Annotated in this window: 20 protein-coding genes and 1 pseudogene; 8 read left to right on the top strand and 13 right to left on the bottom strand. The window is 74.3% G+C overall.

The annotated features are described in order from the left end of the window. Positions 1-32 precede the first annotated feature (32 nt). From OO57_RS22895 to OO57_RS22860, 8 genes and pseudogenes are all read right to left on the bottom strand, one after another. The gene (locus OO57_RS22895) at positions 33-731 is read right to left on the bottom strand and encodes a Wzz/FepE/Etk N-terminal domain-containing protein (RefSeq protein ID WP_051778111.1); all 699 of its coding nucleotides are present in this window, start codon (positions 729-731) and stop codon (positions 33-35) included. Positions 732-1,388: 657 nt separating this feature from the next. Beyond that, positions 1,389-2,492, bottom strand: a pseudogene (locus OO57_RS22890) (glycosyltransferase); the annotation flags it as partial. Continuing rightward, positions 2,489-3,301, bottom strand: a complete 813-nt coding sequence (locus OO57_RS22885) for a polysaccharide deacetylase family protein (protein ID WP_051778110.1) — start codon at positions 3,299-3,301, stop codon at positions 2,489-2,491. The gene OO57_RS22885 and the pseudogene OO57_RS22890, both read right to left, overlap by 4 nt. Further along, positions 3,291-5,042: a lipid II flippase MurJ gene (locus OO57_RS22880; RefSeq protein ID WP_158715194.1), complete on the bottom strand. Its 1,752-nt coding sequence runs from the start codon at positions 5,040-5,042 to the stop codon at positions 3,291-3,293. Before OO57_RS22880 ends, OO57_RS22885 begins: the two co-directional genes overlap by 11 nt. Continuing rightward, complete coding sequence (locus OO57_RS22875; RefSeq protein WP_051778108.1) at positions 5,039-6,361, bottom strand: O-antigen ligase family protein; 1,323 nt, start codon at positions 6,359-6,361, stop codon at positions 5,039-5,041. The genes OO57_RS22880 and OO57_RS22875 overlap by 4 nt, the downstream gene beginning before the upstream one ends. A 4-nt stretch (positions 6,362-6,365) precedes the next feature. Next, positions 6,366-7,937 (bottom strand): sugar transferase, encoded by a 1,572-nt coding sequence (locus OO57_RS22870; RefSeq protein ID WP_051778107.1) that lies wholly within the window; start codon positions 7,935-7,937, stop codon positions 6,366-6,368. Between the two features lie 295 nt (positions 7,938-8,232). Further along, on the bottom strand, positions 8,233-9,396 hold the full coding sequence (locus OO57_RS22865) for a glycosyltransferase (RefSeq protein ID WP_033254479.1): 1,164 nt from the start codon (positions 9,394-9,396) through the stop codon (positions 8,233-8,235). Positions 9,397-9,527: 131 nt separating this feature from the next. Continuing rightward, complete coding sequence (locus tag OO57_RS22860; RefSeq protein ID WP_033254478.1) at positions 9,528-9,968, bottom strand: SRPBCC family protein; 441 nt, start codon at positions 9,966-9,968, stop codon at positions 9,528-9,530. A gap of 103 nt (positions 9,969-10,071) precedes the next feature. Here OO57_RS22860 and OO57_RS22855 point away from each other — a divergent pair, with 103 nt between their 5' ends. Beyond that, a complete protein-coding gene (locus tag OO57_RS22855) occupies positions 10,072-10,971 on the top strand; it encodes a HipA family kinase (protein WP_033254477.1) in 900 nt (299 codons plus the stop codon). Between the two features lie 21 nt (positions 10,972-10,992). Here OO57_RS22855 and OO57_RS22850 read toward each other — a convergent pair whose 3' ends face one another. Both OO57_RS22850 and OO57_RS22845 read right to left on the bottom strand, forming a co-directional pair. Beyond that, on the bottom strand, positions 10,993-12,480 hold the full coding sequence (locus OO57_RS22850) for a S8 family peptidase (protein ID WP_033254476.1): 1,488 nt from the start codon (positions 12,478-12,480) through the stop codon (positions 10,993-10,995). A gap of 206 nt (positions 12,481-12,686) precedes the next feature. Next, positions 12,687-15,614 carry a glycoside hydrolase family 48 protein gene (locus tag OO57_RS22845; RefSeq protein ID WP_033254475.1) on the bottom strand — a complete coding sequence of 976 codons (2,928 nt, stop codon included), beginning with the start codon at positions 15,612-15,614 and terminating at the stop codon, positions 12,687-12,689. A gap of 351 nt (positions 15,615-15,965) precedes the next feature. On the opposite strand from OO57_RS22845, the gene OO57_RS22840 reads away from it, so the two are divergent. Further along, positions 15,966-17,582, top strand: a complete 1,617-nt coding sequence (locus OO57_RS22840; RefSeq protein ID WP_033254474.1) for a cellulase family glycosylhydrolase — start codon at positions 15,966-15,968, stop codon at positions 17,580-17,582. A gap of 31 nt (positions 17,583-17,613) precedes the next feature. Here OO57_RS22840 and OO57_RS22835 read toward each other — a convergent pair whose 3' ends face one another. Then, on the bottom strand, positions 17,614-17,940 hold the full coding sequence (locus OO57_RS22835; protein ID WP_033254473.1) for a DUF2568 domain-containing protein: 327 nt from the start codon (positions 17,938-17,940) through the stop codon (positions 17,614-17,616). A gap of 140 nt (positions 17,941-18,080) precedes the next feature. Here OO57_RS22835 and OO57_RS39705 point away from each other — a divergent pair, with 140 nt between their 5' ends. The 3 genes from OO57_RS39705 to OO57_RS22820 all read left to right on the top strand — a co-directional run bounded on the left by OO57_RS39705 (position 18,081) and on the right by OO57_RS22820 (position 20,203). Then, positions 18,081-18,680, top strand: a complete 600-nt coding sequence (locus OO57_RS39705; protein WP_051778106.1) for a TetR/AcrR family transcriptional regulator — start codon at positions 18,081-18,083, stop codon at positions 18,678-18,680. Then, the gene (locus OO57_RS22825) at positions 18,677-19,525 is read left to right on the top strand and encodes an SDR family NAD(P)-dependent oxidoreductase (protein WP_033254472.1); all 849 of its coding nucleotides are present in this window, start codon (positions 18,677-18,679) and stop codon (positions 19,523-19,525) included. The genes OO57_RS39705 and OO57_RS22825 overlap by 4 nt, the downstream gene beginning before the upstream one ends. A 66-nt stretch (positions 19,526-19,591) precedes the next feature. Next, positions 19,592-20,203, top strand: coding sequence for a hypothetical protein (locus OO57_RS22820; RefSeq protein ID WP_033254471.1), 612 nt, complete (start codon positions 19,592-19,594; stop codon positions 20,201-20,203). A gap of 360 nt (positions 20,204-20,563) precedes the next feature. Here OO57_RS22820 and OO57_RS22810 read toward each other — a convergent pair whose 3' ends face one another. Continuing rightward, positions 20,564-21,322, bottom strand: coding sequence for a DeoR/GlpR family DNA-binding transcription regulator (locus OO57_RS22810; protein WP_033254469.1), 759 nt, complete (start codon positions 21,320-21,322; stop codon positions 20,564-20,566). 49 nt (positions 21,323-21,371) lie between these two features. Here OO57_RS22810 and OO57_RS22805 point away from each other — a divergent pair, with 49 nt between their 5' ends. Next, positions 21,372-21,782, top strand: a complete 411-nt coding sequence (locus OO57_RS22805) for an NUDIX hydrolase (protein WP_033254468.1) — start codon at positions 21,372-21,374, stop codon at positions 21,780-21,782. Next, complete coding sequence (locus OO57_RS22800) at positions 21,779-22,486, top strand: NUDIX domain-containing protein (protein ID WP_033254467.1); 708 nt, start codon at positions 21,779-21,781, stop codon at positions 22,484-22,486. Before OO57_RS22805 ends, OO57_RS22800 begins: the two co-directional genes overlap by 4 nt. A gap of 154 nt (positions 22,487-22,640) precedes the next feature. Here OO57_RS22800 and OO57_RS22795 read toward each other — a convergent pair whose 3' ends face one another. Continuing rightward, on the bottom strand, positions 22,641-23,201 hold the full coding sequence (locus tag OO57_RS22795) for a GNAT family N-acetyltransferase (RefSeq protein ID WP_033254466.1): 561 nt from the start codon (positions 23,199-23,201) through the stop codon (positions 22,641-22,643). Between the two features lie 144 nt (positions 23,202-23,345). On the opposite strand from OO57_RS22795, the gene OO57_RS22790 reads away from it, so the two are divergent. After that, complete coding sequence (locus tag OO57_RS22790) at positions 23,346-23,882, top strand: SigE family RNA polymerase sigma factor (RefSeq protein ID WP_033254492.1); 537 nt, start codon at positions 23,346-23,348, stop codon at positions 23,880-23,882. The last annotated feature ends 49 nt before the right edge of the window (positions 23,883-23,931 follow it).

The following is a 23,931-nucleotide window of genomic DNA, read 5'->3' as shown; positions in this document are numbered from 1 at the left end:
CCGGGGGCCCGGTCCGGGCCGTTGGCGGAGCTTCACCGGGCGGCCGCCGGTTCGGGGGCCGACTTCTTCGCGGCGGCGGCTTCGGCGGCGGTGTCGACGGGCTCGGGCGCGGGCGCGGGCGCGGGCTGGGGCTGGGGCTGGGGCTGGGCGGGCAGGGCGGCCGCTCCGGCGGGCTCGGGCCTGCGGCGGGTGAGCATCACCAGCGTGCCGAGCAGTACGCCCGCGGCCGTGCCCACCGCGGTGTCCAGGACCGCGGACGGGGAGGCCGGGGCGTCCGGCTCCGCGGCGGGGGCCAGCGGCACCAGCCGGACGCCGGTCTCCTTGCTGCTGGTGTTGCCGAACGCGATCAGCGACTTGGCGACCGCGTCGGCGTTCTTCACGGCGTCCTCGCCGCGGGCGCCGGTGCCGGTGATCTCGATCATCGGGGCGTCCGGGGAGGTGGTGCCGCGCACCATCCCCGCCAGCGTGGCCACCGAGTGGCCGGTCTCGGCCGCGGCCCCGAGCAGCACCTGCGGCTGCCCGGCCAACCGGCCGTACGCCTGGGCGAAGTTGACCGCGGTCGAGTTCTCGCCCGGGTTGTTCGGCACCACCACCACGTAGGAACTGGCGGCGTAGCTGGGCGGCGAGACGACGGCGTAGCCGGCCCCGGCCGCCGCACCGAGCGGGACGGCGACGGCCAGCGGCCACCAGCGGCGGGCCAGCGCACGGGCGCGGCGACGTGGTTCGGGCATCGGTGACTCCAGGAGGGTCGAAGGGGTGAACTGATCAGTGCGCGGCCGCACGGCCGCGCGGACCACCGGGCCGCCGGGAGCCGGCCGCAGCCGACCGGTGCCGCGTCTCAAGGAGCGGCTCCCCCGGCACCGAGGAGGTGGGGAGGCGCCCCCTCGGTGCGGGCTCTCGGCGTGCCGACCGGAAGCCCTCGTACTGGGTGTGCTCGGGTTTTCGGCCGGTGCGGCGAGCGGGCCCCTCCTGTCCGGCGGCGGGCGAGGAGGGCACGTGCCGAGGGGGTACCGCCCAGCCCCCCTCGGGACTGGGGGAGGCGCGACGGGCGAAGGCTGCCTGACGCGGCACTAGGACCGCCCGCCCCGCCCCCGGCGGGAGGGCGGCCCGGGCACCGCGGGGGCGGCCGGGAGCGCCCCGGACCCCGGGACGGCAGCAGCGGTCGAACGGGACCCCCCGTCCGGCCTGCGCCCCGCGGGCTCGCGCCCGGCCCGGCCCGAACCCTGGGCGGCAGCAACCTGACGGGACTCCCCGCCGGGAGCCGCCGCAGGCCCACGACCCGCGCGCAGCAGACCGCGGGCGAACGACGCAGGGCGGGCAGCACCCGAAGCCGCCGCGGGCTCGCGCCCGGGTCGGCCGGGGTCCTGGCGGGTGTCCCCGGCCGTGCCGGGCGGGGTGGTCAGGTGGCGGTAGAGGTCGGCCAGGTCGGTGGCGATGCGGGCGATGTCGTAGTGGGCGACGGCCGGGGGGACGGGGTGGGGGCCGGGGCGGGTGGTGGCGAGGAGGGCGAGTTCGCGGGCGTAGGGCTCGGGTTCGGAGGGGAGCAGGCGGGCGTGCGGGGCCGCGTCGGCGGGGAGTTCGGCGAGGGCTGGGCAGGCGGAGTGGAGGAGGGGGAGCCCGGCGGCGAGGCCTTCGAGGGCGGCCAGGCCGAAGGTCTCCTCGCGGGAGGGGGAGACCAGCACGTCGACGGCGGTGAGCAGTTCGGGGACGTCGTCGCGTTCGCCGGTGAGCACCAGGCGGTCGCGGACGCCGAGCCGGGCGGCCAGGTCGAGCAGGGCGCCCCGTTCGGGGCCCTCGCCGATCAGCAGCAGGCGGGCGTCGGTGAGCCGGACGAGTGCCTCCAGCGGGACGTGGAAGCGTTTTCCGGGCACCAGTCGGCCGACCGCGCCGATCACGAACACGCCGATGGGCAGGCCGAGTTGGGCCCGCAGGCGGCCGCGGTGGGCGGCCCGGGCGGCGGGGGTGAAGCGGTAGCGGGCGGCGTCCACGCCGTTGGGCAGCAGGCGGACCCGGTCGGCGGGCACGCCCCACTCGTCCAGGACCGCGGCGACCTGGCCGGAGACGGCGAGGGTGGTGGTGCCGAGCCGTTCGGCGCCCAGGTAGAGGGCGCGGACGCCGCGCGAGGTGGGGCGGCCCTCGATGACGCCGGACTGCAGCGAGTGCTCGGTGGCGACCACCGTGCGGACGCCCGCCAGCCGGGCGGCGAGGCGGCCGTACAGCATGGCCCGGTAGAGGTGGGTGTGCACCAGGTCGTAGCGGCCGGAGCGGATCAGCCGGGTCAGCCGGGGCAGCACGCCGAGGTCGCGGTTGCCGCGCATGTCGAGGTGGTGGACGGTGAAGCCGTCGGCGCGCAGGCCGCGGGCGACCGTGCCGGGGTTGGTCAGGGCGGCCACCTCGTGCTGCTGGTCCTTCGGCAGGTGCCGCAGCAGCAGGGCGAGCTGGCGTTCGGCGCCGCCCGCGTGCAGGCCGGTGACCACGTGCAGGACTCTCATCGGGGCTCTCCCGCGGTGGCCGTCGGCAGGGGCTTCGGCGCGGACTTCGGCGGGGCCCAGCGCAGCCCGGTCACGGCGTCCCGCCAGCGGTGGCGGCCGTGCTTGGCGCGCAGCCGCCAGGCGCCGTCGCGGTCGCCGACGTAGCAGCGGGGCAGGGCGTGGCGGCCGGTCAGCCAGGAGTGGTCGATGGCGCAGGCGTAGTCGTACCCGGCGTCCCGGACGGCCCGGGTGGCGGGCAGGTCGACCGCGCCGTACGGGTAGCAGAAGCCGGTGACGGGGCTGCCCAGCAGGTCCTCCAGGGCGCGCCGGCTGTCGGTGGTCTGGCGTTCCAGGGCGGCCGGGGAGAGGCCGGGCAGGGCCTGGTGGCCGAGGCCGTGCGAGCCGATCTCCCAGCCCGCGCCCGCGAGTTCGACGACCTGCTCGACGGTGAGCAGCTTCTTGCGCGGGCCCTCGGCGTCCCAGCCGTTCTCGCAGCCGAGCAGGTCGGGGACGACGTACGCGGTGGCGGTGAAGCCGTGCTCGCGCAGCACCGGGACGGCGTGCCGGGCGAAGTCGGCGTAGCCGTCGTCGAAGGTCAGGCCGACCAGCCGGGCCTCCCGGCCGCGGGCCTGCGCGGCCAGCAGTTCGCGGATGCTGACGCCGCGGCGGCCGGTGCGGTGCAGCCAGTCCATCTGTTCGGCGAAGCGTTCGGGGGTGACGGTGAGCAGGTACGGGTCCTCGTCCTCCTCGGCCACCGAGTGGTACATCAGGATCCAGGGCGCCAGCCGGGGGGCGAGTGCCTGGGACGGCAGGTGGGGGTCAGCGGTCATGGGGGCTCCCCTCGGCGGCGGTGGACGGGACGGGGCGCGGCCGCCGGGCCCGGGCCAGCAGGCCGAGCACCGGGCCGCGCACCTCGGCGGCGCCGAACAGCGCACCGAGGGCGGCGAAGGAGAGCAGGACGGTGCCGCCGCCGAGCAGCGCGGCGGGCAGCGGGTCGGCGGCGGCCCGGGCGGCCAGCCAGCCGAGCGCGGCGGCGGCGAGGGCGGCGGCCAGCAGCCGGGCCTGGCCGCCGAGCACCCGGGGCAGCCGCAGGGCGACGCCGCGCAGCATCAGGCCGCGCAGCAGCAGCGCGGCGGTGGTGGTGATGCCCGCGGCGTTGCCCGCGGCCAGGCCGAGCGCCCCGAAGTGCGGGGTGGCGCCGACGCCGACGGCGACGGTGACGGCCAGGCCGAGCAGCATCGCGCCGACCGGGTACCAGTCCAGCCAGGTGATCCGGTCGCCCTCGGCGCGCGGGGTGTCGGCGCGGCGCACCACCGGGCGGACGCAGAAGTACGGCCGGACCATCACGCCGATCATCGCCTGCGCGGGCAGCCCGAAGGAGTAGACCCGGATCACGGCGGCGGTGGCGGAGGTGTCGGCCGGGCCGAACGCGCCGCGCTGGAACAGCAGGGCGACCAGTGCGGGGGCGCAGGCCATCAGGAAGGCGGTGCCGAGCAGGACGAGCGCCGCGGCCTGGCCGAGGTCCTTCTCGACCCGGTCGCGGGCCGCCGTGAAGTCCCCGGCGGCCATCGCCCGGGCCACCACCGGGAAGGTCACGGTGACGATCAGGATCGCCGAGGTCATCGCCAACTGGCTGATCTTGGCGGCGTAGTTGAGGTGCGAGATGGTGCCGGGCGGCAGGTCGGAGCCGAGGTAGCGCTCGATGAACACCTGGGCCTGCCGGGTCAGGGTGAACGCGGCGACCGGCAGCAGCGCCAGCGGGATCAGCACCAGCCGGCGGGCCGCGCCCCGGCTGAGCCCGCGCCGCCGTCCGCCGGAGCGCAGCTTGCGGGCGAACGGCAGCAGCAGCACGCCGGCCATCAGCGCGCTGCCGACGGCGACGCCGATCGCCGCGGAGCGCACCCCGAGCAGCTGGTGGCCGCTGAGCAGCAGCGCCAGGATGCCCAGGTTGTACATCACGTAGATGACGGCGGGCGCGGTGAAGGAGTGCAGGGCGCGCAGCGCGGAGGCGAGGTACCCGGCGACGCCGAACGGCAGGATGGTGAGCGCGGTGATCCGGGTGCAGGTGACGGCGAGCTGCGGGTCGGCCAGGCCGGGGGCGAGCAGGTCGACCAGCTGGGGGGCGCCGAGCGCGGCGGCGCCGGAGAGGGTGCACAGCGCGAGCAGCAGCCAGGGCAGCGTGGAGCGGGTCAACTGCCGTACCGGGTCCGGCCCGTGGGGGCGTTCCTCGCGCAGCACCAGGGCCAGGCTGAAGGCCGGGACCATCAGGAAGGCCATCGCGTCCTCGATCAGCAGCGGCGCGGCGGTCTCCGGCACCGTCCAGGCGACCAGGAAGGCGTCGGTGCCCTGGTTGGCGCCGAAGTACCGGGCCAGCAGCAGGTCGCGGAGCAGGCCGAGGCCGGATCCGGCGGCGCTGAGCAGCGCGGTGACGCCGAAGGCCTTGGCCAGGAAGCCGCGTCTGGCCGGTTCGGCGGCCGCGCGCGGGGCGGGGACGGCCGCGGGGACGGTCGCGGTGGCGGTGGCGGTGGCGGTGGCCGGAGCGGGCCGGGCCACCGGCTGGTCTGTCGTCATGCACCGTCCGCTTCGCGGGAGTCGGGGCCGGGGAAGGCGGTGCGGGCGGCCAGGCCCAGCACCACCGAGGTCAGTACGGTGGTGGTGCCGCCGATGTCGGCGTAGAGGAAGTCCCAGAGCACCCAGCAGAGCAGGGCGAGCGCGGCCAGGCCGGGGCCGGTGGCGCGGCGCAGGCAGCCGGTCAGCAGGGCGAGGAACAGCGCCAGGTAGGCGACGACGCCGAGCAGGCCCTGTTCGCTGAGCACCAGGAAGTACATGTTGTGCGGGGAGAGCAGCGGTTCGCGCTGGAAGCCGATGGTGGCGTCGGCGGCGTCGCTGCCGGAGGAGAGCCGCAGCGGGGCGTGGCTGTCGCGCAGCTGCTGGAAGGCCTTCGGTCCGGCGCCGGTCATCGGGTGGTCCTGCCAGATCCGGCCCGCGGTGGCCCACAGGTCGTAGCGGTCGGAGACCGACTGGTCGGGGGCGGCGGAGACCGAGCCGATCGAGCTGATCCGCTCGGTGACGCCGGACGCGCCGAGGCCGAGCCCGCCGACCAGCACCACCGCGGCGGCGGCGCCGACCAGCACGCCCTTGACGGCGAGCCGGGCGTCGGCGCGCAGCAGCAGCACGCTCGCGGCGACGGCGGTGGCGATCCAGCTGCCCCGGCTGAACGACACGGCCAGCGGGAAGGCCAGGAACGCGGCGGCGGCCCACATCGCGCGGCGCAGCCAGCGGCTGCCGCCGGGGCGGCGCTCGGCGAGCGCCAGTCCGAGGGCGGCCAGCAGCCCGTACGAGACGACGGTGGACATCGCCATGACGTCGAGCGCGCCGAAGGTGCCGATCGCGCGGATGGGCTGGCCGGTGTAGGAGGCGCCGGTGCGGGTGAGGTACTGGTTCGCGCCGACCGCGCCCTCGATCAGGGCGGCCAGCACGAAGGAGCCGAGGACCAGGCGGCGGTCGCGGGTGTCGCGGACGGCGAGCAGCACCGCGGCGGGGACGAGCACGAAGATCTGCACCAGCCGGACGAAGCCGGTGGCGCTGCTCGCCGGGTCGATGGAGTGCACGGTGGCGAGGGCGGCGGCCAGCACCACCCCGCCCAGCAGCGCGCAGACCGCCGGGTCGAGCCGGGGCAGCCGGCCGCGCAGCAGGTCGAGGGCGACCAGCCCGACCAGGGCCAGCGAGGCGAGGTCGGCCGGGGTGACGTGCACGGACGCGGTGACGTCCTTCTCCCCCGTCGGCACGCACACCAGGAGGACCGTCGCGGCCGCCAGCCAGCTCGGCCGGGGTGGGACTATTGCGGCCAACCGCCTGGCGGGGTAGGGCAGTTGGAGGGCGATGGCCATGGGTTCAGCTCCCGTCCGGGCGGACCACCAGGGCGGCGGTGCGGAGCAGGATCTTGGCGTCCCCCCACAGGCTCCAGCCCTCGATGTAGCGGTTGTCGAAGCGCGCCCGGTCCTCGATCGAGGTGTCCCCGCGCAGGCCGTTGACCTGGGCCAGGCCGGTCACGCCGACCGGGACGCGGTGCCGGTCGGCGTACTCGGGGTACGCCTGGCCGAACCGCATGACGAAGTACGGGCGTTCGGGGCGCGGGCCGACCAGGCTCATGTCGCCGCGCAGCACGTTCCACAGCTGCGGCAGCTCGTCCAGCGAGGTCCTGCGCAGGAACTTGCCGGTGGCGCCCATCCGGTGGTCCTGGGAGATGTTCCAGCGGGTGGCCGACTCGTGCTCGTTGGAGGGGCGCAGGGTGCGGAACTTGAGGACGGTGAACACCTTGCCGTCCAGGCCGGTGCGCTGCTGGCGGAACAGCACGCCCGGGCCGGTGTCCCAGCGCACCGCGAGGGCGCAGAGGGCCAGCACCGGGGAGGCCAGCAGCAGGCCGAGGCCGGCCGCGGCGATGTCGAAGCCGCGCTTGACGACCCAGCCGCCGCGCCGCATCGCGGGGGCGCCCAGGCGCAGGCAGGGGAAGCCCCACAGGTGGTCGCCCGCGCCCTGGACGGAGTCGAACTCGCGCAGGCCGGGCACCAGCCAGACCTGGCAGCCCAGCCGGGCGGCGTGCCGCAGCGCGGACAGCGTCTCGGCCTCGTCGGCGGCGCCCGCGGTGGCCAGCACGTGGTGGATCCGGTAGCGGCGCAGCACCCGGCCGAGCACCTCGCGGCCGCCGAGCACCGGCAGCGGGGCGCCGGGCGGCAGCAGCACCGGGTCGGGGTCGAGGTAGCCGACCGGGCGCAGGCCGTACTCGGGGCGGGCGGCGAGCACCGCGGCGATCTGCTGGCCGAGCTCGCCCGCGCCGAGGATCAGCACCGGGCTGGGGCGGCGGCGGCGGGCCCGGCGGGTGAGGTGGTGGACGAAGGCCCGGCCGAGGGCGGCGAGCGGGAGCACCAGCAGCAGCAGGGCGAGCAGCCGCAGCGGGCTGACCGGGCCGAGGTCGGCCCAGCGGTCGGCCAGGCAGGCGTCGGCGGTGATCGCGAAGGCGGTGGCGACGGCCGCGCGGGCGGTCAGGGCGGGCAGTTCGTCGAGCGCGGACAGGCTGAGCCGGGTGCGGTAGAGGCCGCCGGCCAGGTTGAGCGGGAGCAGGGCGGGCAGCAGCAGGGCGGCGGTGGCGACCGGGCGGGTGCCCGCGGGGGTGGTGGCGGCCGCGGCGAGGCCGACGGCCAGGCTGTCGACGGCGGCCAGGGCCAGCGGGAGGGCGACCCGGGCGTGCAGGCGGCCGCGGTGCCGGCCGACGCCCGCCGAGGCGCGGGGCGCGGCGGACCGGGACTTCGGGCGGCCCTTCGACCGCGCTCCGGGCCGGTCGAGCACGCCGGTGCCGGGGCGGCCGTCCGGCCTGGCGCCGTGACGGCCGTCCGACGGGGCGCCGTGACGGCCGGGGCCCGTCAGCGTTCTGCCCGGCCGCGGCACGCTCTCGTGGTCAATGGTCATCAGCGCACGAACTCCCCTGCTGTGTACCCGCCGCGACCGGGCCGCCGGACCGGACGCGCACCGGCTCGGCGCCCCGGCCCGGTGGACGCGGTCCAGGTAAGCACCTGCTGCCGTGAAAGGCGGTCGACCATTTCGCTGTCGAAATTGGAGACGAAGCAGGCAAAATCAGACATTAGCGAACGCCGACCGGCCCGCAGGAGGCTGACATGCCATTTCATTCCACCCGCCCAATAATCAGACATTCAGGAAAGAAGGCCGCACCTGCACGGGCGGGCATTCACAGTCTGACAAACGATCAGAACCGCTGCGGGACACGGTCCGTACGGCCCACCGGCACCGCTCCGCTCCGAACAATCGTCCGGTAGACCGCCGCCACCTGCCGAATCACTCCGCGAATATCGTGATGATCTGCCATGTGTGACCGGGCCAGCACTCCGCGCCTTTCGCATTCGACCCGGTCACCCAGGAATTCGACCAGCCGTTCGGCCATCGCAGCGGAATTCTCCGGCGGCACCACCGCGCGCTCCCGCTCCCCCGGCGGCAGGCACTCCCGGGCCCCCGGCACGTCGGTCAGCAGCACCGGCCGCCCGCAGGCCATCGCCTCCAGCGGCGCCAGCGCCATCCCCTCCCAGCGCGAGGGCAGCACCGCCAGGTCCGCCGCCGCCAGCCACAGCCGCGGGTCCGCCACGTCGCCCACCATCCGCACCCGGGACGGGTCCGGCAGCGAGCGCACCTGCTCGGACAGCGCCTCCGCGTCCGGGCCGCCGCCTACCAGCACCAGCCGGGCCGCCGGGCGGGCCAGCTGCACCCGCGTCCAGGCGTCCAGCAGCACGTCCTGGCCCTTCTGCCGGCACAGCCGCCCCACGCACACCGCCAGCGGATCGGACCGGTCCAGGCCCAGCGTCATCCGGGCCGCCCGCCGGGAGGCCGGGTCGGCGGGCGCGAAGTGCTCCAGGTCGACGCCGTTGGGCACCACCCGCCAGTCCGCGACCAGCCCCGCCGCCTCGCCGTCCGCCCGCTCCCGCTCGCTGACGCACAGCACGGTGCGGGCCCAGCGGGTCGCGTGCCGCTCCCAGCGCAGGCTGGCCTCGGCCAGGGTGCCGTCCACCGCCGCGAACGACCAGGCGTGCGGCTGGAACACGGTGGGCGGGGTGCCGCGGGCCGCCAGCCGCCCCGCCAGCCCGGCCTTCGCGCTGTGCAGGTGCAGCACGTCCGGCTCGGTGCGGCGGATGATCCGGCGCAACCGCCAGGCCTCCCGGGCGACGCCCGCACCGGGCGAGCGTTCGGCGGGCCAGTCCAGCACCCGGGCACCGGCCGCGGCGGCCTCGCGGGCCAGCCGCCCGCCGGAGGGACACGCCACCAGTACCCGGCACCCGGCCGCGCGCTGCCCGCGCACCAGGTCCACCACCACCCGGGCCACCCCGCCGTCGACCGGCTGGGACACATGAAGGATCGTCATCTGCACGGCCCGGAGCCTAAGTTGACGCCACCCCCCGCCCGGGCCCGCTTCACCCGTCCCGGGGAAGCCAAACACCCGTACGGATGACGCGCCGCACGGGTGTCCGAGTACTGCGGGGGCTCCGGCCCGGCTCAGCCGAGCTCGGCCGCCAGGTTGGCCAGCACCTGGTCGTGGATCCGGTTCAGGCCCTTCGGCGCGAACGTCCGCTCGAAGAAGCCGCCGATGCCGCCGGCGCCCGTCCAGTCCGCCTCCACCGTGACCTTGCTGCCGCTCTCGCCGGCCGCCGAGACCGTCCAGGTGATCACCATCGAGGAGTTGGCGTCGGTCTCCACCAGCTTCTCCGGGCTGGGCGCCGACACCGTGAACAGGCAGTCCCGCACCCGGCTCTCGGTCGCCTGCAGCTTCCAGTGCACCTGCGTCCCCGCGCCCTGGCCCCCCGCCCGCACCTCGTACTCGCTGTACTGCGCGGGCAGCAGCTTCGGCCGGGTCACCGCGTAGTCGGCCAGCACCTCGTACACCCGGGCCGGGTCGGCCCCGTACGTCCGCTCGGTGGTGGCGTGCACCTTGCCCATCGCTTCACATCTCCTCGGTCGGCTGCTCGACGGTCGGCCCCACCCAATCACCGCCCCGGACAGCCGCCAAACCGGGGGCGTCCCTCCGCGTTAGGGTGGGCGGATGCTCGATGAGGTGAAGGCGCTGCGCTATGTCGATCCGCTGCGGGCGGGCGGGTCGGTGCCCGGGGTGGTGGAGGCCGACGACCTGGGGACGTACGTGGTGAAGTTCACCGGGGCGGCGCAGGGCGTGAAGGCGCTGGTGGCCGAGGTGATCGTGGGGGAGCTGGCGCGGCGGCTGGGGTTGCGGGTGCCGCCGCTGGTGCTGGTGGACTTCGATCCGGCGGTGGCCGCGGACGAGCCGGACCAGGAGATCCAGGACCTGCTGCGGGCCAGTGCGGGGCGCAACCTCGGGATGGACCTGCTGCCGGGGGCGCGGGACTTCCGGCCCGGGATGATCGGGGTGCCGCCGGAGGAGGCGGGCCGGGTGGTGTGGCTGGACGCGCTGACCGGGAACGTCGACCGCAGCGTGCACAACCCCAACCTGATGGTGTGGCACGGGCGGCTGTGGCTGATCGACAACGGCGCGGGCCTGGTGTTCCACCACCGCTGGGCGTCCGCCGCGGCCTCGGTGCACCGGCGCTACGACCTGAGCGGCCACGTGCTGGGCGGCTACGGGCCCGACCTGGCGGCCGCCGACGCGGCCCTCCGCCCGCTGGTGACGCCGGAGCTGCTGGCCGAGGTGGCCGCACTGGTGCCGGACGCCTGGCTGGCCGACGAGCCGGGTTTCGACTCGCCGGCCGCGGTGCGGGAGGCGTACGTGCAGCACCTGGCCGCCCGGGTGGCGCACTCGGCGGCCTGGCTGCCGGAGGGCTTCGCGACGCCCGAGCAGATCCGGGCCGCCGAGGAGCGGGCCGCCGCGGCGCGGCTGGCGGCCCGTCCGGCCTGGTTGAAGCAGGTGCCGAACCGGGCCGGTCTGGCTCCGGTGGAGTCGGACTGGTCCCGGCACGTCGGCGGGGAGTGAGGGCGGCGCGCTGAGGTCGGGTCAGTTGCGCCACCAGTCGGCCGCCTTGGCGGCGGAGACCACGCCCGCGCCGTAGAAGCCGTTGTGGGTGTCGGTGCCCTCGCAGGTGGCCTTGTAGCTGCCGGTGCCACCGGGGTCGAGGACGCCGCCCGCCGGGCAGGCGTGCGGGTCGGCCTGCCCGAGCAGGAGGGTGCGCAGCTGTTCGGGCCCGGCCCACGGGTGGGTGGAGGCGAGCAGGGCGGCGACGCCCGCCACGTGCGGGGAGGCCATCGAAGTGCCGGAGCTGTAGCCGTACTTGCCGCCCGGGATGGTGGAGAGCACCGCGCCGCGCCGGTCGGGGGTGTCGGGCACCTGGTAGCGGCTGTCGCCGCCGGGGGCCGCGACGGCGACCTTGTTCAGCCCGTAGCTGGAGTAGTAGGACTTGTCGCCCTTGGCGCCGACGGCGGAGACCGCGACCACGCCGGGCAGTTCGGCGGGCAGGTCGAGGCAGCTGTCGTCGATCGGCCGGGTGACCGGGTCGGTGTCGTCGGGGCTGGAGGTGTCGACGGTCTTGTGCGCCAGGTCGATGTTCTCGTTGCCCGCGGCGGCGACGTTCAGCACCCCGTTGCGGCGGGAGTAGTCGACGGCCCGGCGGACGGCCTCGCTGACGGCGGCCTGGTCCGGGTCGTCCGCGCAGTTGAACATCCACGGGTCGACGTAGTAGCTGTTGTTGGTGACCTGGAAGTGGTGCTCGGCGGCCCAGACGAAGCCGCAGATCGCGTACTCGGGGTAGATGAACCCGCCGTCGTCGACCACCTTGACGGCGGCCAGCCGGACGCCGGGGGCGATGCCCTCGATGCCCTTGCCGTTCTTGGCGGCGGCGATGGTGCCCGCCACGTGGGTGCCGTGGCTGCTGGTGGTGGGCTGCCAGGACTGCCAGTCGGTGTCGGGGCGGCCGCTGAGGCAGGACGCGGAGAGCTTCGGGTCGACGTTGGCGGCGAGGTCCTCGTGGGTGGCGTCGATGCCGGAGTCGAGCACGCCGACCACCACCGCGCGGCTGCCGAGCGTCTTCTCGTGCGCCCGGTCGACGCCGATCTGCCGCATGTCCCACTGGTTGGCCCAGAGCGGTTCGCTGCCGTCGGCGGGCGCGGCGGCGGGCACCTCGGCCTCCTGGACGACGCCCTCCGCTCCCCCGGCCTGGATGCCCGCGGTGCGGCTGGCGCCGACCGAGTCGATCGCCCTGGAGGCGCGCAGCTTGGCCGCGAAGCCGGGGTCGGCGGAGCGGGCGACCACCACGCCTATCTGTTCGTACGAGGCGACCACGGTGCCGCCGGCCGCCCTGACCTCGCGCTCGGCCTTCTGGGTCTGGCCGTGGTTGGCCCTGGTGTTGACCACGTAGCTGAGCAGCGGGCCGTCGGCGGTCTCGGCCGCGGCCGCGGTGGCGGGCAGGGCCAGTGCTCCGGTCGTGGCGAGTGCGAGACAGGCCGCGGCGGTGGTGAGTGCGGAGCGGCGGATCCGGGGAACGCTCATAGGGGTTGACCCTCCCGAGTGTCGGCGGCGCGATCGTGGGTGATCGATGGCGTCCGAATGGCCGGGAGACTATTCACCCCATATGACAAAAATCAAGAGGCAGTAGGGGAATCTCCTCATAACGGGCGAGTGCCCGGTCCGCTGTCGGTCGGACCGGGCACTCGCGCTCGGGTGACGGCGGGTCAGCCGTCGGGGGTGGCGGTCGCTCAGCCGCCGAACAGCTCGCCGTAGGTCGCCATCGCCGTGGCGATGTCGGCCTGCGCCCAGAACCGGTGGTACGTGAAGGTCGGCGCGGCGCCGCCGTTCAGGTACGCCTGGACCTTGGCGAACGACGGGTCGTTCTTGTACCAGGACCGGATCGACAGGAAGGTGGAGGTGCTGTTGATCGGGTCACCGTTGGGCATGGTGCCGGTCCAGCCGCTCGGCACCGAGACCGAGTCGTTGAAGCGGCTGTAGTCGGCGCGGGTCTCCGGGATGGAGATGCCCAGCGCGTCCTGGTTGTTGGTCCACATGCCGTCGAGCAGCTTCTGCGCCGCGGTCTTGGCCGCCGTGTTGCCGGACTTGGCCGCGTAGTACGACAGCAGCTTGGCGTACGAGCCGGCCACGCCGACGTCGCTGGTGTAGTCGACGACGCTCACGTGCAGGCCGCTGTTGGCGCCCGGGGAGGTGGCGTTCCAGGTGTCCGGCTTGCCGCTCCAGGCCAGCGTGGACGGGATCTGGTAGCTGCCGTCCGCGTTGAAGGTGGTCTTGGACAGCGCCCAGGTCACCCACTTGTCCAGGATGGCCTTGGCCTTCGGGTCGTTGCTGGAGTAGTAGTACTCCGCCATCCGCTCCAGGCCCCAGGCCTGGAAGCCGAACCACTGGTTGGAGGCCGGGTCGTGGTAGACCGGCGCCTCGTCGTAGAACATCCCGTAGAAGGTCGGGGTGCCGGCCGGCGGGGTCCCGTAGTTCCCCTCCCAGCTGTTGGTGGCACCGCCCGCGATCGCGCCCTCGTTGGACTGCAGCCACTGGGTGAACTCGACCTGGCGGGCCATCGAGGTGGTCCAGTCGGCCTTGCCGGTGGCCGACTTGGGGGCCATCGCCGGGTTGTTGACCAGCGCGTACGCGGCCATCGGGTTCTGGTAGCCGCCGTGCGCCGCGCTGTCGCCGATCCGCCAGGACCAGCCGGCCGAGGTGTCGGTGGCGCCGCCCCAGGCGTAGTACCAGGACAGCAGGTAGTGCTCGGAGGTCTTGCCGCTGCCCGGCGCGCAGGTGGTGGCGCCGACGCAGTTGCCGACCTGCTTGAAGTACTTGTCGAAGAACGCGTACCGCAGGTAGTCGCCCATCTTGCCGGCCTTGGCCACCGTGGTGGCGACCTTCGCGCCGTTGCCCTGCGCCTTGGCCCAGGTGTCGGCCCAGTAGGCGGCCTGGATGGCGCGCGCGTCGGCGTCCGGCGCGTCAGTGTACTTCCACTGCTTGGCGTAGGAGCTGTCCTTGACGAACAGGTCCAGGTACCCGTTCTTGCCACCGTACTTGAAGCTGTCGCAGGTGGGCTGCGGGATGGTCTCGAAGACCGACTCCTGCGCGCCCCGCTGGTAGGTGTTGATGAAGGACGGGCCGGTGTCGGACGGGCCGGCCTCGCACTTGCCGGGCGCGTTGCCGTAGCCGTAGACGTTGTCGACGTCCTGCAGCCAGTGCATGCCGTAGATGTCGTCGGTGCCGTACGCGCTCTTCAGCTCACCGGCGATCGGGTCGCTGCCCGCGGTGACCGAGGGGTCCAGCGCGGCCGGGTAGTCGCTCGGCAGCGGGCGCTCGGGCGCGTAGGTGGCCGGCTTGGAGGCGTTGTAGAACGCGTTGGTCGGCTGGTCGACGTGCCCCGGGATCATGTACGTCTCCATGAGCGTCCATGCCGCGTTGAACTTCGACCAGTCCTGGGTGACCCGCCCGTACTGGGCCTCCAGCCAGAGCAGGTACGAGTACGCCTCCGAGGTGGTCTCGTGCCCCTGGTCGGGGGCCTCGACCAGCAGGGTCTCCACCGAGTGGTAGGGGATGCCCTCCGGCGAGAAGTAGCCGTTCGCCGGGTCCTTGATCTTGTTGTACAGCTGCAGGAACCGGTCGTTGTACACGCCCGAGGCGGCGGCCAGTTCGGTCACCGTGACCGCCGAGGAGGTGTACCCGGTGGCGCTGGAGGTGAAGGTGGCCGAGCCGGTGGAGGAGGCGTCGGCGGCGAGCGTGACGTTCTGCGCCGTCGACCAGTTGCTCGGGGTGAAGGTCAGCGTCGCGCCGGAGCTGATCGACAGACCGGTGTTGCCCGAGGTCCGGGTGGTGGTGACGGTGACGTTCGCGCTCGGCTGGCTGGTGAGCTTCAGGGCGAAGCTGCCGGTCTTGCCCTGGTTCACCGACAGGGTCAGCGGGGTCGCGCTGATCGCCGGACCGGTCGCGACCGTGATGCCCGCCGGGGTCGACTCGCTGCTCGCGCCCAGGCTGTCGTACGCCTTGGCGTAGATCGAGTGGCTGCCGCTGGCCGCACCCGTCCAGTTGAAGGTGTACGGGGCGGTGGTGGCGGTGCCGATCAGCGTGGTGTTGTCGTAGAACTCGACCTTGCTGATGCTCGCGCCGTCCGCCGCCGAGGCCGTCGCCGAGAGCGGGATGGCCGCCCCCGCCTGGTAGTTGGCGCCCGGGGCGGGGCTGGTCAGGGCGGTGGTCGGGGCCGCGTGCGCGCCGGTGCAGCTGGTGCCGTTGACCGCGAAGGCGGTCGGCGCCGTGTTGGTGCCGCTGTACGAGAAGTTGGCGCCCGCGGTGGCCGAGCCGCCCGCCGCGATGGTGCCCGACCAGGCCGGGGCGGCGACGGTGACGTTCTTGCCGGACTGGCTCCAGGTGCCGTTCCAGCCGCTGCCCGAGAGCGTCTGGTTGCCGGTGTAGGAGTAGGTGAGCGTCCAGCCGTTGATCGCGGCGGTGCCCTTGTTGTTGATCGCCACGTTGGCGGTGAAGCCGCTGCCCCAGTCGTTCGCCGTGTAGTCGACGGAACACTGGACCACGGCGGCGGACGCCGGGACGGCCACGGCGGTCGACAGACCGGCGGCGAGCAGCGTGAGGGCGGCGGTGAGCGCCGAGACCCGGGGGCGGGTCGTCCGGTTGCGGGGCGGGGAGGACATGACGGCTCCTCGGATGGGGTGGGTGGGGGAGTCCGGGGACGGTGGTGCGCGGGGCGGATCCGGCAGGGCGTCCTGCGAGGTCGTCCGGGGAACCCGGTGCGGAGGTTGGGGCCTTCCGCGAGGTCCTCCCGGTGGGGTCTGCTGAGGTCCTGCTGGGGTCCTGCTGGCGTGGATCCGCCGGGGCCGTTCTGTGGGAGCGCTCCCAAATATCGGGAGGGGCACGCCTACTGTCAAGGGAGTGCGCACAGGAGTGCGCAGCCGGAGCGTGTTGGCAACTGCCTTACCCCTGGCTATCGTTCGGGTCGGGCCCGTGGGAGCGCGCCCATTTCTCCCCCTCCGAGGAAGTCGGACATGACTCTCCGCACCACCACCCTGGCGCTGGTCTCGGCGCTGGCCGCGACCGCTGCGGCCACCCTCGCCCTCACCGGCGCCGGCCCCGCGGCAGCCGCCGGTGTCCAGTGCTCCGTCGACTACACGGCGAACGACTGGGGTAGCGGCTTCACCGCGAACGTGAAACTTACCAACCCCGGCACCACCCCGATCGACAACTGGAGCATCGGCTACTCCTACACCGGCAACCAGACGCTCTCGGGCAGCGGCTGGAACGGCACCTGGAGCCAGTCCGGCAAGAACGTCACCGTCGCGGCCCCCGCCTGGGCGGGCACCATCGCGGCGGGCGGCTCGGTCAGCGCGGGCGCCAACTTCTCGTACAGCGGCACCAACGCGGCTCCCACCTCGTTCACCGTCAACGGCGTGGCCTGCAACGGCGCGGCGAGCCCGTCGCCCACGCCGTCCGCCTCGGCTTCGGCCTCCCCCTCTGCTTCTGCTTCGGCCTCTGCTTCTGCCTCCGCTTCGGCTTCGGCCTCTGCTTCGGCCTCTGCTTCGGCCTCTGCTTCGGCCTCTGCTTCGGCGTCGCCGTCGCCCTCGGCCTCCTCCTCCGGGAGCACCGGCAGCGGCAAGGCCCCGGCGCTGCACGTCTCCGGCAACAAGCTGGTGGACGCCAACGGTTCGCAGGTGATCCTGCGCGGCGTGAACCGCTCCGGCATGGAGTTCATGTGCGTGCAGGGCTACGGCTTCTCCGACGGGCCGGTGGACGCCGCCTCGATCGCCGCGATCAAGAGCTGGAAGGCCAACGCCGTCCGCGTCCCCGTCAACGAGGACTGCTGGAACGGCTACTCCAACGTCAAGCCGGAGTACGCGGGCGAGAACTACCGCACCGCGGTGAAGAACTTCGTCTACGCGCTGCGGGACGCCGGGATCACCCCGATCATCGACCTGCACTGGACCCAGGGCCTCTACACCGGCAACTCCTCGGGCTGCTCGGACGTCAACTCGACCTGCCAGAAGCCGATGCCGGGCGCCGGTGCCGCGACCTTCTGGTCCTCCGTCGCGAGCACCTTCAAGAACGATCCGTCGGTGGTCTTCGACCTGCTCAACGAGCCCTACGCGGACCGCGCCGTCTCCGGCATCGACCAGGCGTGGAACTGCTGGCGGGACGGCGGCAGCGCCTGCCCCGGCATCAACTACCCGGTCAGCGGCATGCAGACGCTGGTGAACGCCGTCCGCACCGCCGGGGCGAACAACGTCATCCTGCTCGGCGGCCTGGCCTACTCCAACGACCTCGGCCAGTGGCTGGCCCACAAGCCCACCGACCCGGCGGGCAACCTGGCCGCGTCCTGGCACGTGTACAACTTCAACACCTGCGCCAGCCAGTCCTGCTGGAACTCGACCGTGGCACCGCTGGCCGCCCAGGTCCCGGTGGTGGTCGGCGAGATCGGTGAGAACGACTGCGCCCACTCCTTCATCGACCAGGTGATGTCCTGGGCCGACGCCGCCAAGGTCTCCTACCTCGGCTGGACCTGGAACACCTGGGACTGCGGCCAGGGCCCGTCGCTGATCTCCAACTTCGACGGCACCCCGACCGCGTTCGGCCTCGGCCTCAAGAACCACCTGGCCGCCGTCAACTGACGCCCCGTCGGGCTCCGTGCGGCCGCGCCGCTCACACCGACCGCCCCCGGCGGACGTGCGTGTGCAGCGCGGCCGCCGCGCCCGCACCGAACCAGCAGACCTCGAACGCCACCCGGGCCGCGCCGTGCAACGGCCGGTCGGCCGTCGGGGCGGCGAACCACCCCCACAGCACGGCCAGTCCGGCCACCGCGGCGCACGCGAGCAGCAGGCGGGCCGGCTTCCGTCGCGGGCGGTGGACCCGGAGCCCGTGCAGCGGCAGGCGCCAGGCCCACCGGGCGACCGCCGCGTACACCGCCAGCTCCGCCGCGAACGCCGCCGCGTCGAGCAGCGTCAGGCCCGTTCCCGCACTCGTCTCCATACCCACCCCCGTTAATCATTCGAGTCGTGAATGATAATGGGAAGGTACCACTTGTGGCGTGAACGATGTCAAGGGATCCCGCCGCAACCGGGGTCCGGGGCCGCTTGACATCCGTCTCCAGCGGAATGAACATTCATTCCGTGACGCCGAAACGACCGGACCTGGACCGGCTGCTGATCGACTCCGCCCTCGCGCTGTTCGCCGAGCGCACCTACGAGGGCACCCAGATGCCCGCCGTCGCCCAGCACGCGGGCGTCGGCGTGGGCAGCATCTACCGGTACTTCCCGAGCAAGGAGGCGCTGGGCAACGCTGCGTTCCGGCACGCCAAGCGCACCCTGCTCGACACCCTCGCCGGAGCGCTCGCCGACGGCGGCCCGACCGGCACCGCCCGGGAGGAGTTCGCCCGCTTCTGGCGCGGCTTCACCCGTTACGCGAGCGCTCATCCGGACGCCTTCGTGTTCCTGGAGCACCAGCAGCACGACACCTTCCTCGACCCCGAGAGCCGCGCCCTGGCCGACGAACTGCACCGGCTGGCCGCCGACTTCATCGAGCGCGGCCAGCGCGGCGGCGCGATCCGCGACGGCGACGCCGAGCAGCTGGTCGGCCTCGCCCTCGGCGCCTTCACGGGCCTGGTGAAGCTCGTCCGCCCGGCGGGCGGCCTCGACGCCCTCCCCGCCGAGGACCTGGACCGCGCCGAAGCCGCCGTCTGGGACCTCCTCCACCGAAAGGCCGACCGATGACCCCGCCCCGGACCGTCCTGATCACCGGCTGCTCCTCCGGCATGGGCCGCCGGACCGCCCTGGCCCTGCACGGCCTCGGCCACCGGGTGTACGCCACCGCCCGCCGCCCCGAGACGCTCGCCGACCTGGCCGCGCTCGACATCGCGACCCTGCCGCTCGACGTCACCGACGAGCGGTCGATGACCGACGCGGTCGCCGCGGTCGAGGCCGCGCACGGCAGCGTCGACGTCCTGGTCAACAACGCCGCGTACGGGCTGCACCTGCCGGTGGAGTCGGCCACCCCGGACGAGGTCCGCGCCCAGTTCGACACCAACGTCTTCGGCCTGGTCCGGATGGCCCAGCTGGTGCTGCCCGGGATGCGCCGCGCCGGGCGGGGCCGGATCGTCAACATCTCCTCGATGGCGGGCCGTTTCTCCCCGCCCGGCGGCGCCTTCTACCACGCCAGCAAGCACGCGGTGGAGGCGATCAGCGACTCGCTGCGGCTGGAGGTCGCACCGTTCGGCATCGAGGTCGTCGTGGTCCAACCCGGCCCCACCATCACCGAGTTCGGTGCCACCGCGGTCGGCACCATGCACCCCGCCGCCGACCCCGCCGACCCGTACGGCTCCTTCCGCACCCGGCTCGCCGACATGTACGCCCAGCGGACGTTCACCCGTCGCAACGGCGCCGTCACCGCGGAGGCCGCGACCAAGGTGATCGTCCGCGCCGCGACCGCCGCCCGGCCGCGCGCCCGGTACGCGATCGGCGCGCTGGCCCGCTCCACCATGCTGGCCAAGCGCCTGCTGCCGGACGCGGCCTTCGACGCCCTGATGCGCCGCAGCTTCCCGCTGCCCGAGCCGGCCTGACCGCGCCCGAGGGCCGGGGGCCGTCCCGCAGTTGACCCCCTGTGGACAGCCCTTAACCTTCCGATCATGGCTTTGACACCTGACGAGTTCTACGACCACGCACGTGCGGCCGCCGACGGTGAACTCCGGCTCCCGCTGGCCCGGATGACCGGCTGGGACATCAGCCCGTTCGAACCGGAGGGGCTGCGCGTCTCACCGCTGCGCCCGCCGGTGCTGCCCGAACCGCCGCGGCACGGCGAGAACCCGGCGGACTGCGGGATCTGCCGGGACCGCGACGAGGGCCTGTGGTTCACCGACCACTGGCGGCTGGGCCAGGTCACGGGCGTCGGCGTGCCGCTGGCACTGATGCTCTACCCGCGCGACCACTACGACCTGGCCGAACTGCCCGACGAACTGGCCGCCGAGATGGGGGTGCTCACCGCGCACATAGCCCGCCAGGTGCAGGCCCGGCCGCACGTCGCCCGGGCCCACGTCTACCGCCTGGGCGACGGCGCCGCCCACCTGCACCTCTGGTTCTTCGCCCGCCCGGAGGGGCAGGGCCAACTGTTCGGCTCCTGGCTGCCCGTCTGGGACGACCTGCTGCCGGAGTACCCGGCCGAGGCGGCCCGGGCGGACGCGGTGGCCGTCGCCGACGCCCTGGTCGCCTCGTACGGCGGCCGTCGCACGGCGACCGCCTGACCTGCACCGCTCGGTGGGTGGTGGTGCGGGGTGCCTCCTCGCCCACCGGGCGGCCGCCTCGCCGGGGTTCACCAGGCTTACGCCGCACCGGGGTTCAGCAGGCGTACGCCTCGGGCGCGGGCTTGGAGCCGTTGGGCCCGGGCGAGGGGAAGATCGCGTCAAGCTCGGCGAGGGTGTCGGCGCCGAGCGTGATCTGAAGGACGCGAAGGGCCCCGACGCCCTCGCCACCCTCGTCGTGGACACCCTGCTGCGGGGGGGGGGGGGGGGCAGCCCGCACCCCGACCGCCTGTGACCCCGTAGCCCGGCCGCGGGGGCACGGGGCGGGACAGGTCAGGACGGGGCCGGACCGGACCGGGCCGGTCAGTGGGCCCGGCGGATCTCCACGCCGGAGGCGGTGAGGCGGTCGAGGGTCGGGTGGTCGGGGGACGCGTCGGTGATCAGGCCGGCGATGCGGTCCCAGGGCAGGACGCGGAACGGGGAGGCGGTGCCGATCTTCTCGGCCGAGGCGAGGATCCAGGTCTCGGCGGCGCGGGCGGCCAGGGCGCGCTTCATCGCGGCCTCGTCGGCGTCGCCGGTGGTGAGGCCCGCGTCGGGGTGGACTCCGGTGACGCCGAGCAGGCAGAGGTCCGCGGAGACGTTCTGGGCGGCTTCGACGGCGGCGGCGCCGCAGGCGACCGCGGAGTGCTTGAACACCCGGCCGCCGAGCAGGAACAGTTCGGCCCGGGGGTGTTCGAGCAGGGCGGCGACGACCGTCGGGCTGTGGGTGATCACGGTGCAGTCGAGGTCGGGCGGGAGCAGCCCGGCGACGGCGAGCGCGGTGGTGCCGCCGTCCAGGATCAGCGTGCTGCCGGGGCGGACCAGGTCGACGGCCGCGGCGGCGACCCGCCGCTTGCCGTCGGGCTTCACCGACCGGCGCTCGGCGTAGCCCGCCATCGCGGGGGAAGCGGGCAGCGCACCGCCGTAGACCCGCTGGCAGCGGCCCTCGGCGGCGAGGTCGCGCAGGTCGCGGCGGACGCTGTCCTCGGAGATGCCGAGTTCGGCGGCGACGTCCTTGGCCACCACCTTGCCCTCCCGGGCGAGCAGTTTGAGCAGGTGGTCGCGCCGTTCAGCAGCCAGCATCCGCATTCTCTCCTGTTCATTCACGTTTCTGCATGTATCGTAGCGTCCCATGACCACACCTGCAGCAGCACACCCCGACACCGACTCCCCCCTGCTCGTCCTGATCGCCGGGCCGTACCGCTCCGGCACCGGGGGCGACCCGGCGGCGATGGCCGCCAACCTGGCCCGGCTGGAGGCCGCCGCCTGGCCGGTCTTCGCCGCCGGGCACCTGCCCGTGATCGGCGAGTGGATCGCCCTGCCGGTGCTCCGCTCGGTCGGCGCGGGCCCGACCGACCCGCTGGCCGAGCAGGTGCTGTACCCGACCGCGGCCCGGCTGCTCGCCCGCTGCGACGCGGTGCTCCGCCTCCCCGGCGAGTCCACCGGCGCGGACCTGGACGTCGCCACCGCCCGCCGCCGCGGCCTGCCGGTCTACCACGACGTCTCCGAACTCCCGCACCGCGCACGACGGGAGGACGCGTGAACACCCGCCCGGGAACCGGCTCCCGCCCGGGGATCGACCTCCCCGACCACCGCGGCCGCACCGGCCTGGACCGCGCCGGACGCGACCTGGACCGCAACCCCGACGTGCGGGTGCGCGAGGTCGAACTCACCTCGCAGGGCTGGCACGTACTGCGCCGCACCACCTTCGACCACCGCCGCCGCGACGGCCGGTGGACCACCCAGCAGCGCGAGACCTACGACCGGGGCAACGGCGCGGCGGTGCTGCCGTACGACACCGCGCGCGGCACCGTCCTGCTGACCCGCCAGTTCCGGTACCCCGCCTACGTCAACGGGCACCCCGACGGGATGCTGATCGAGGCGGCGGCCGGGCTGCTCGACGCGGACGACGCGAACGACCCGGTCTCCGCCGTGCGCCGCGAGGGGCTGGAGGAACTGGGCGTGGAACTCGGCCCGTTGACGCACGTGCTGGACGCGTACATGAGCCCGGGCTCGGTCACCGAACGGGTGCACTGCTACGCCGCGCCCTACCGCCCCGCCGACCGGACCGGGCGCGGCGGCGGGCTGGAGGAGGACGGCGAGGACATCGAGGTGCTCGAACTGCCCTTCGTCCAGGCGCTGGCGATGACCCGGGACGGGCGGATCGTCGACGGCAAGACCGTGCTGCTGCTCCAGTGGGCCGCCCTGGACGGGCCGTTCGCCGCGCGGACGGCGCGGACGGCGTAGGCCCCCGTACGGGCCCGCTGGGCCGCGCGGGCCGGGGGCGGAGGACCGGCGGCGGTACGGGTGGGTGAGAGCGCGGGCCGGCGCCTCCCGCCCGTACTGCCGTCACCCGCGCAGGAACGTGCAGGAACGTGCAAACGGGGTGGGGCGGGTCGGCTCAGAGCTGGGTGGGGCCGCCGTGGTGGGCGAAGAACTCCTCGGCGAACATCGCGAACAGCACCACGTCGCGGTGCCGACCCGCGACGAAGAAGTGCCGTCGCAGGCGGCCCTCCTCGGTGAAGCCGAGCTGCCGCTGCAGGGCCAGCGAGGGCTCGTTGTGGGCGAACACCCGGGCGGTGCCCTTGTGGCAGCGGCGCTCCTCGAACTGGTGGCGCAGCAGCAGCGACACCGCCTCGGTCGCGTAGCCGCGACGACGGTGCTCGGCGCCGATGGTGATGCCGTACTCGAACAGGCCGCTACGGCTGTCGGCCCGGTGCACGCTGGTCATGCCGACGGCGGTGCCGTCGGCCAGCGACTCGATGACCAACTGGTAGGTGTCGGCCGTCGGGTCCGCGGCGGCCTTCTCGCGGGCGAAGGCCGCCCACCCCTCGAGGGAGCGCGGCGGGTCGAGCGCGTCACCGAGCCGCTCCTCCTCCACCGAGAGCCGGGCGAGCAACGGCCCGTCCTCCGGCTCGACCGCACGCAGGCGTACGCGTTCACCCGTCCAGTAACTTGTCATCCGATCTTCGTACCACGACCCCCTCGGCCCCGTCCGGGGGTTTCGCCCCCGCCCGGGGCCGCGCCTCCGGAACCGCTGTGACATCCCGTGCACCGAACAGCGTCTGAAGAGTGACAGGTACGAATCCTCGGGGGAGCGGTGATCGTGGCACCAGCAGCAGCGCGCGGCGCGGACGCGGAGTACGCGGAGTTCGCCGCCAACCGGTCCGGCCACCTCTACCGCTCCGCGTGCCTGTTGACCGGCGGGGACACCCACCTCGCGGAGGACCTGGTCCAGGAGACGCTGAGCCGGATGTACGCGGTGTGGCGGCGCCCCGGCCGGTTCTTCGGCGGGCGGGCGATCGAGAACCCGGCCGGGTACGCGCAGGGCGTGCTGTACCGGCAGTTCATCAGCCACCACCGGCGGCGCAGCGCGGGCGAGCGGCCGATCGCGCAGGTCCCGGACCGGCCGGGGGCGGAGAGCGACAGCACGCTGCGGGTGACGCTGCTGGAGGCGCTGGGCGCCCTCCCGCCGCGGGACCGGGCGGTGCTGGTGCTGCGCTACTGGGAGGACGTCAGCGTCGAGGAGACGGCGACGATCCTGCGCTGCGGTTCGGGCGCGGTGCGCACCCGGACCTCGCGGGCGCTGGTCCGGCTCCGGGCACTGCTCGGCGACAGCCTCAGCGACCTGGTCCAGCCCTGACCCGCCCGGCCCCTCGCGTTCCTCCCCTCCCTCCCCCTCCCCGCCCCTC

The sequence above is a fragment of the Kitasatospora phosalacinea genome (assembly GCF_000717185.1).
Classification (GTDB): domain Bacteria; phylum Actinomycetota; class Actinomycetes; order Streptomycetales; family Streptomycetaceae; genus Kitasatospora; species Kitasatospora phosalacinea_A.
This window is presented reverse-complemented; position numbering and strand designations above follow the sequence as displayed.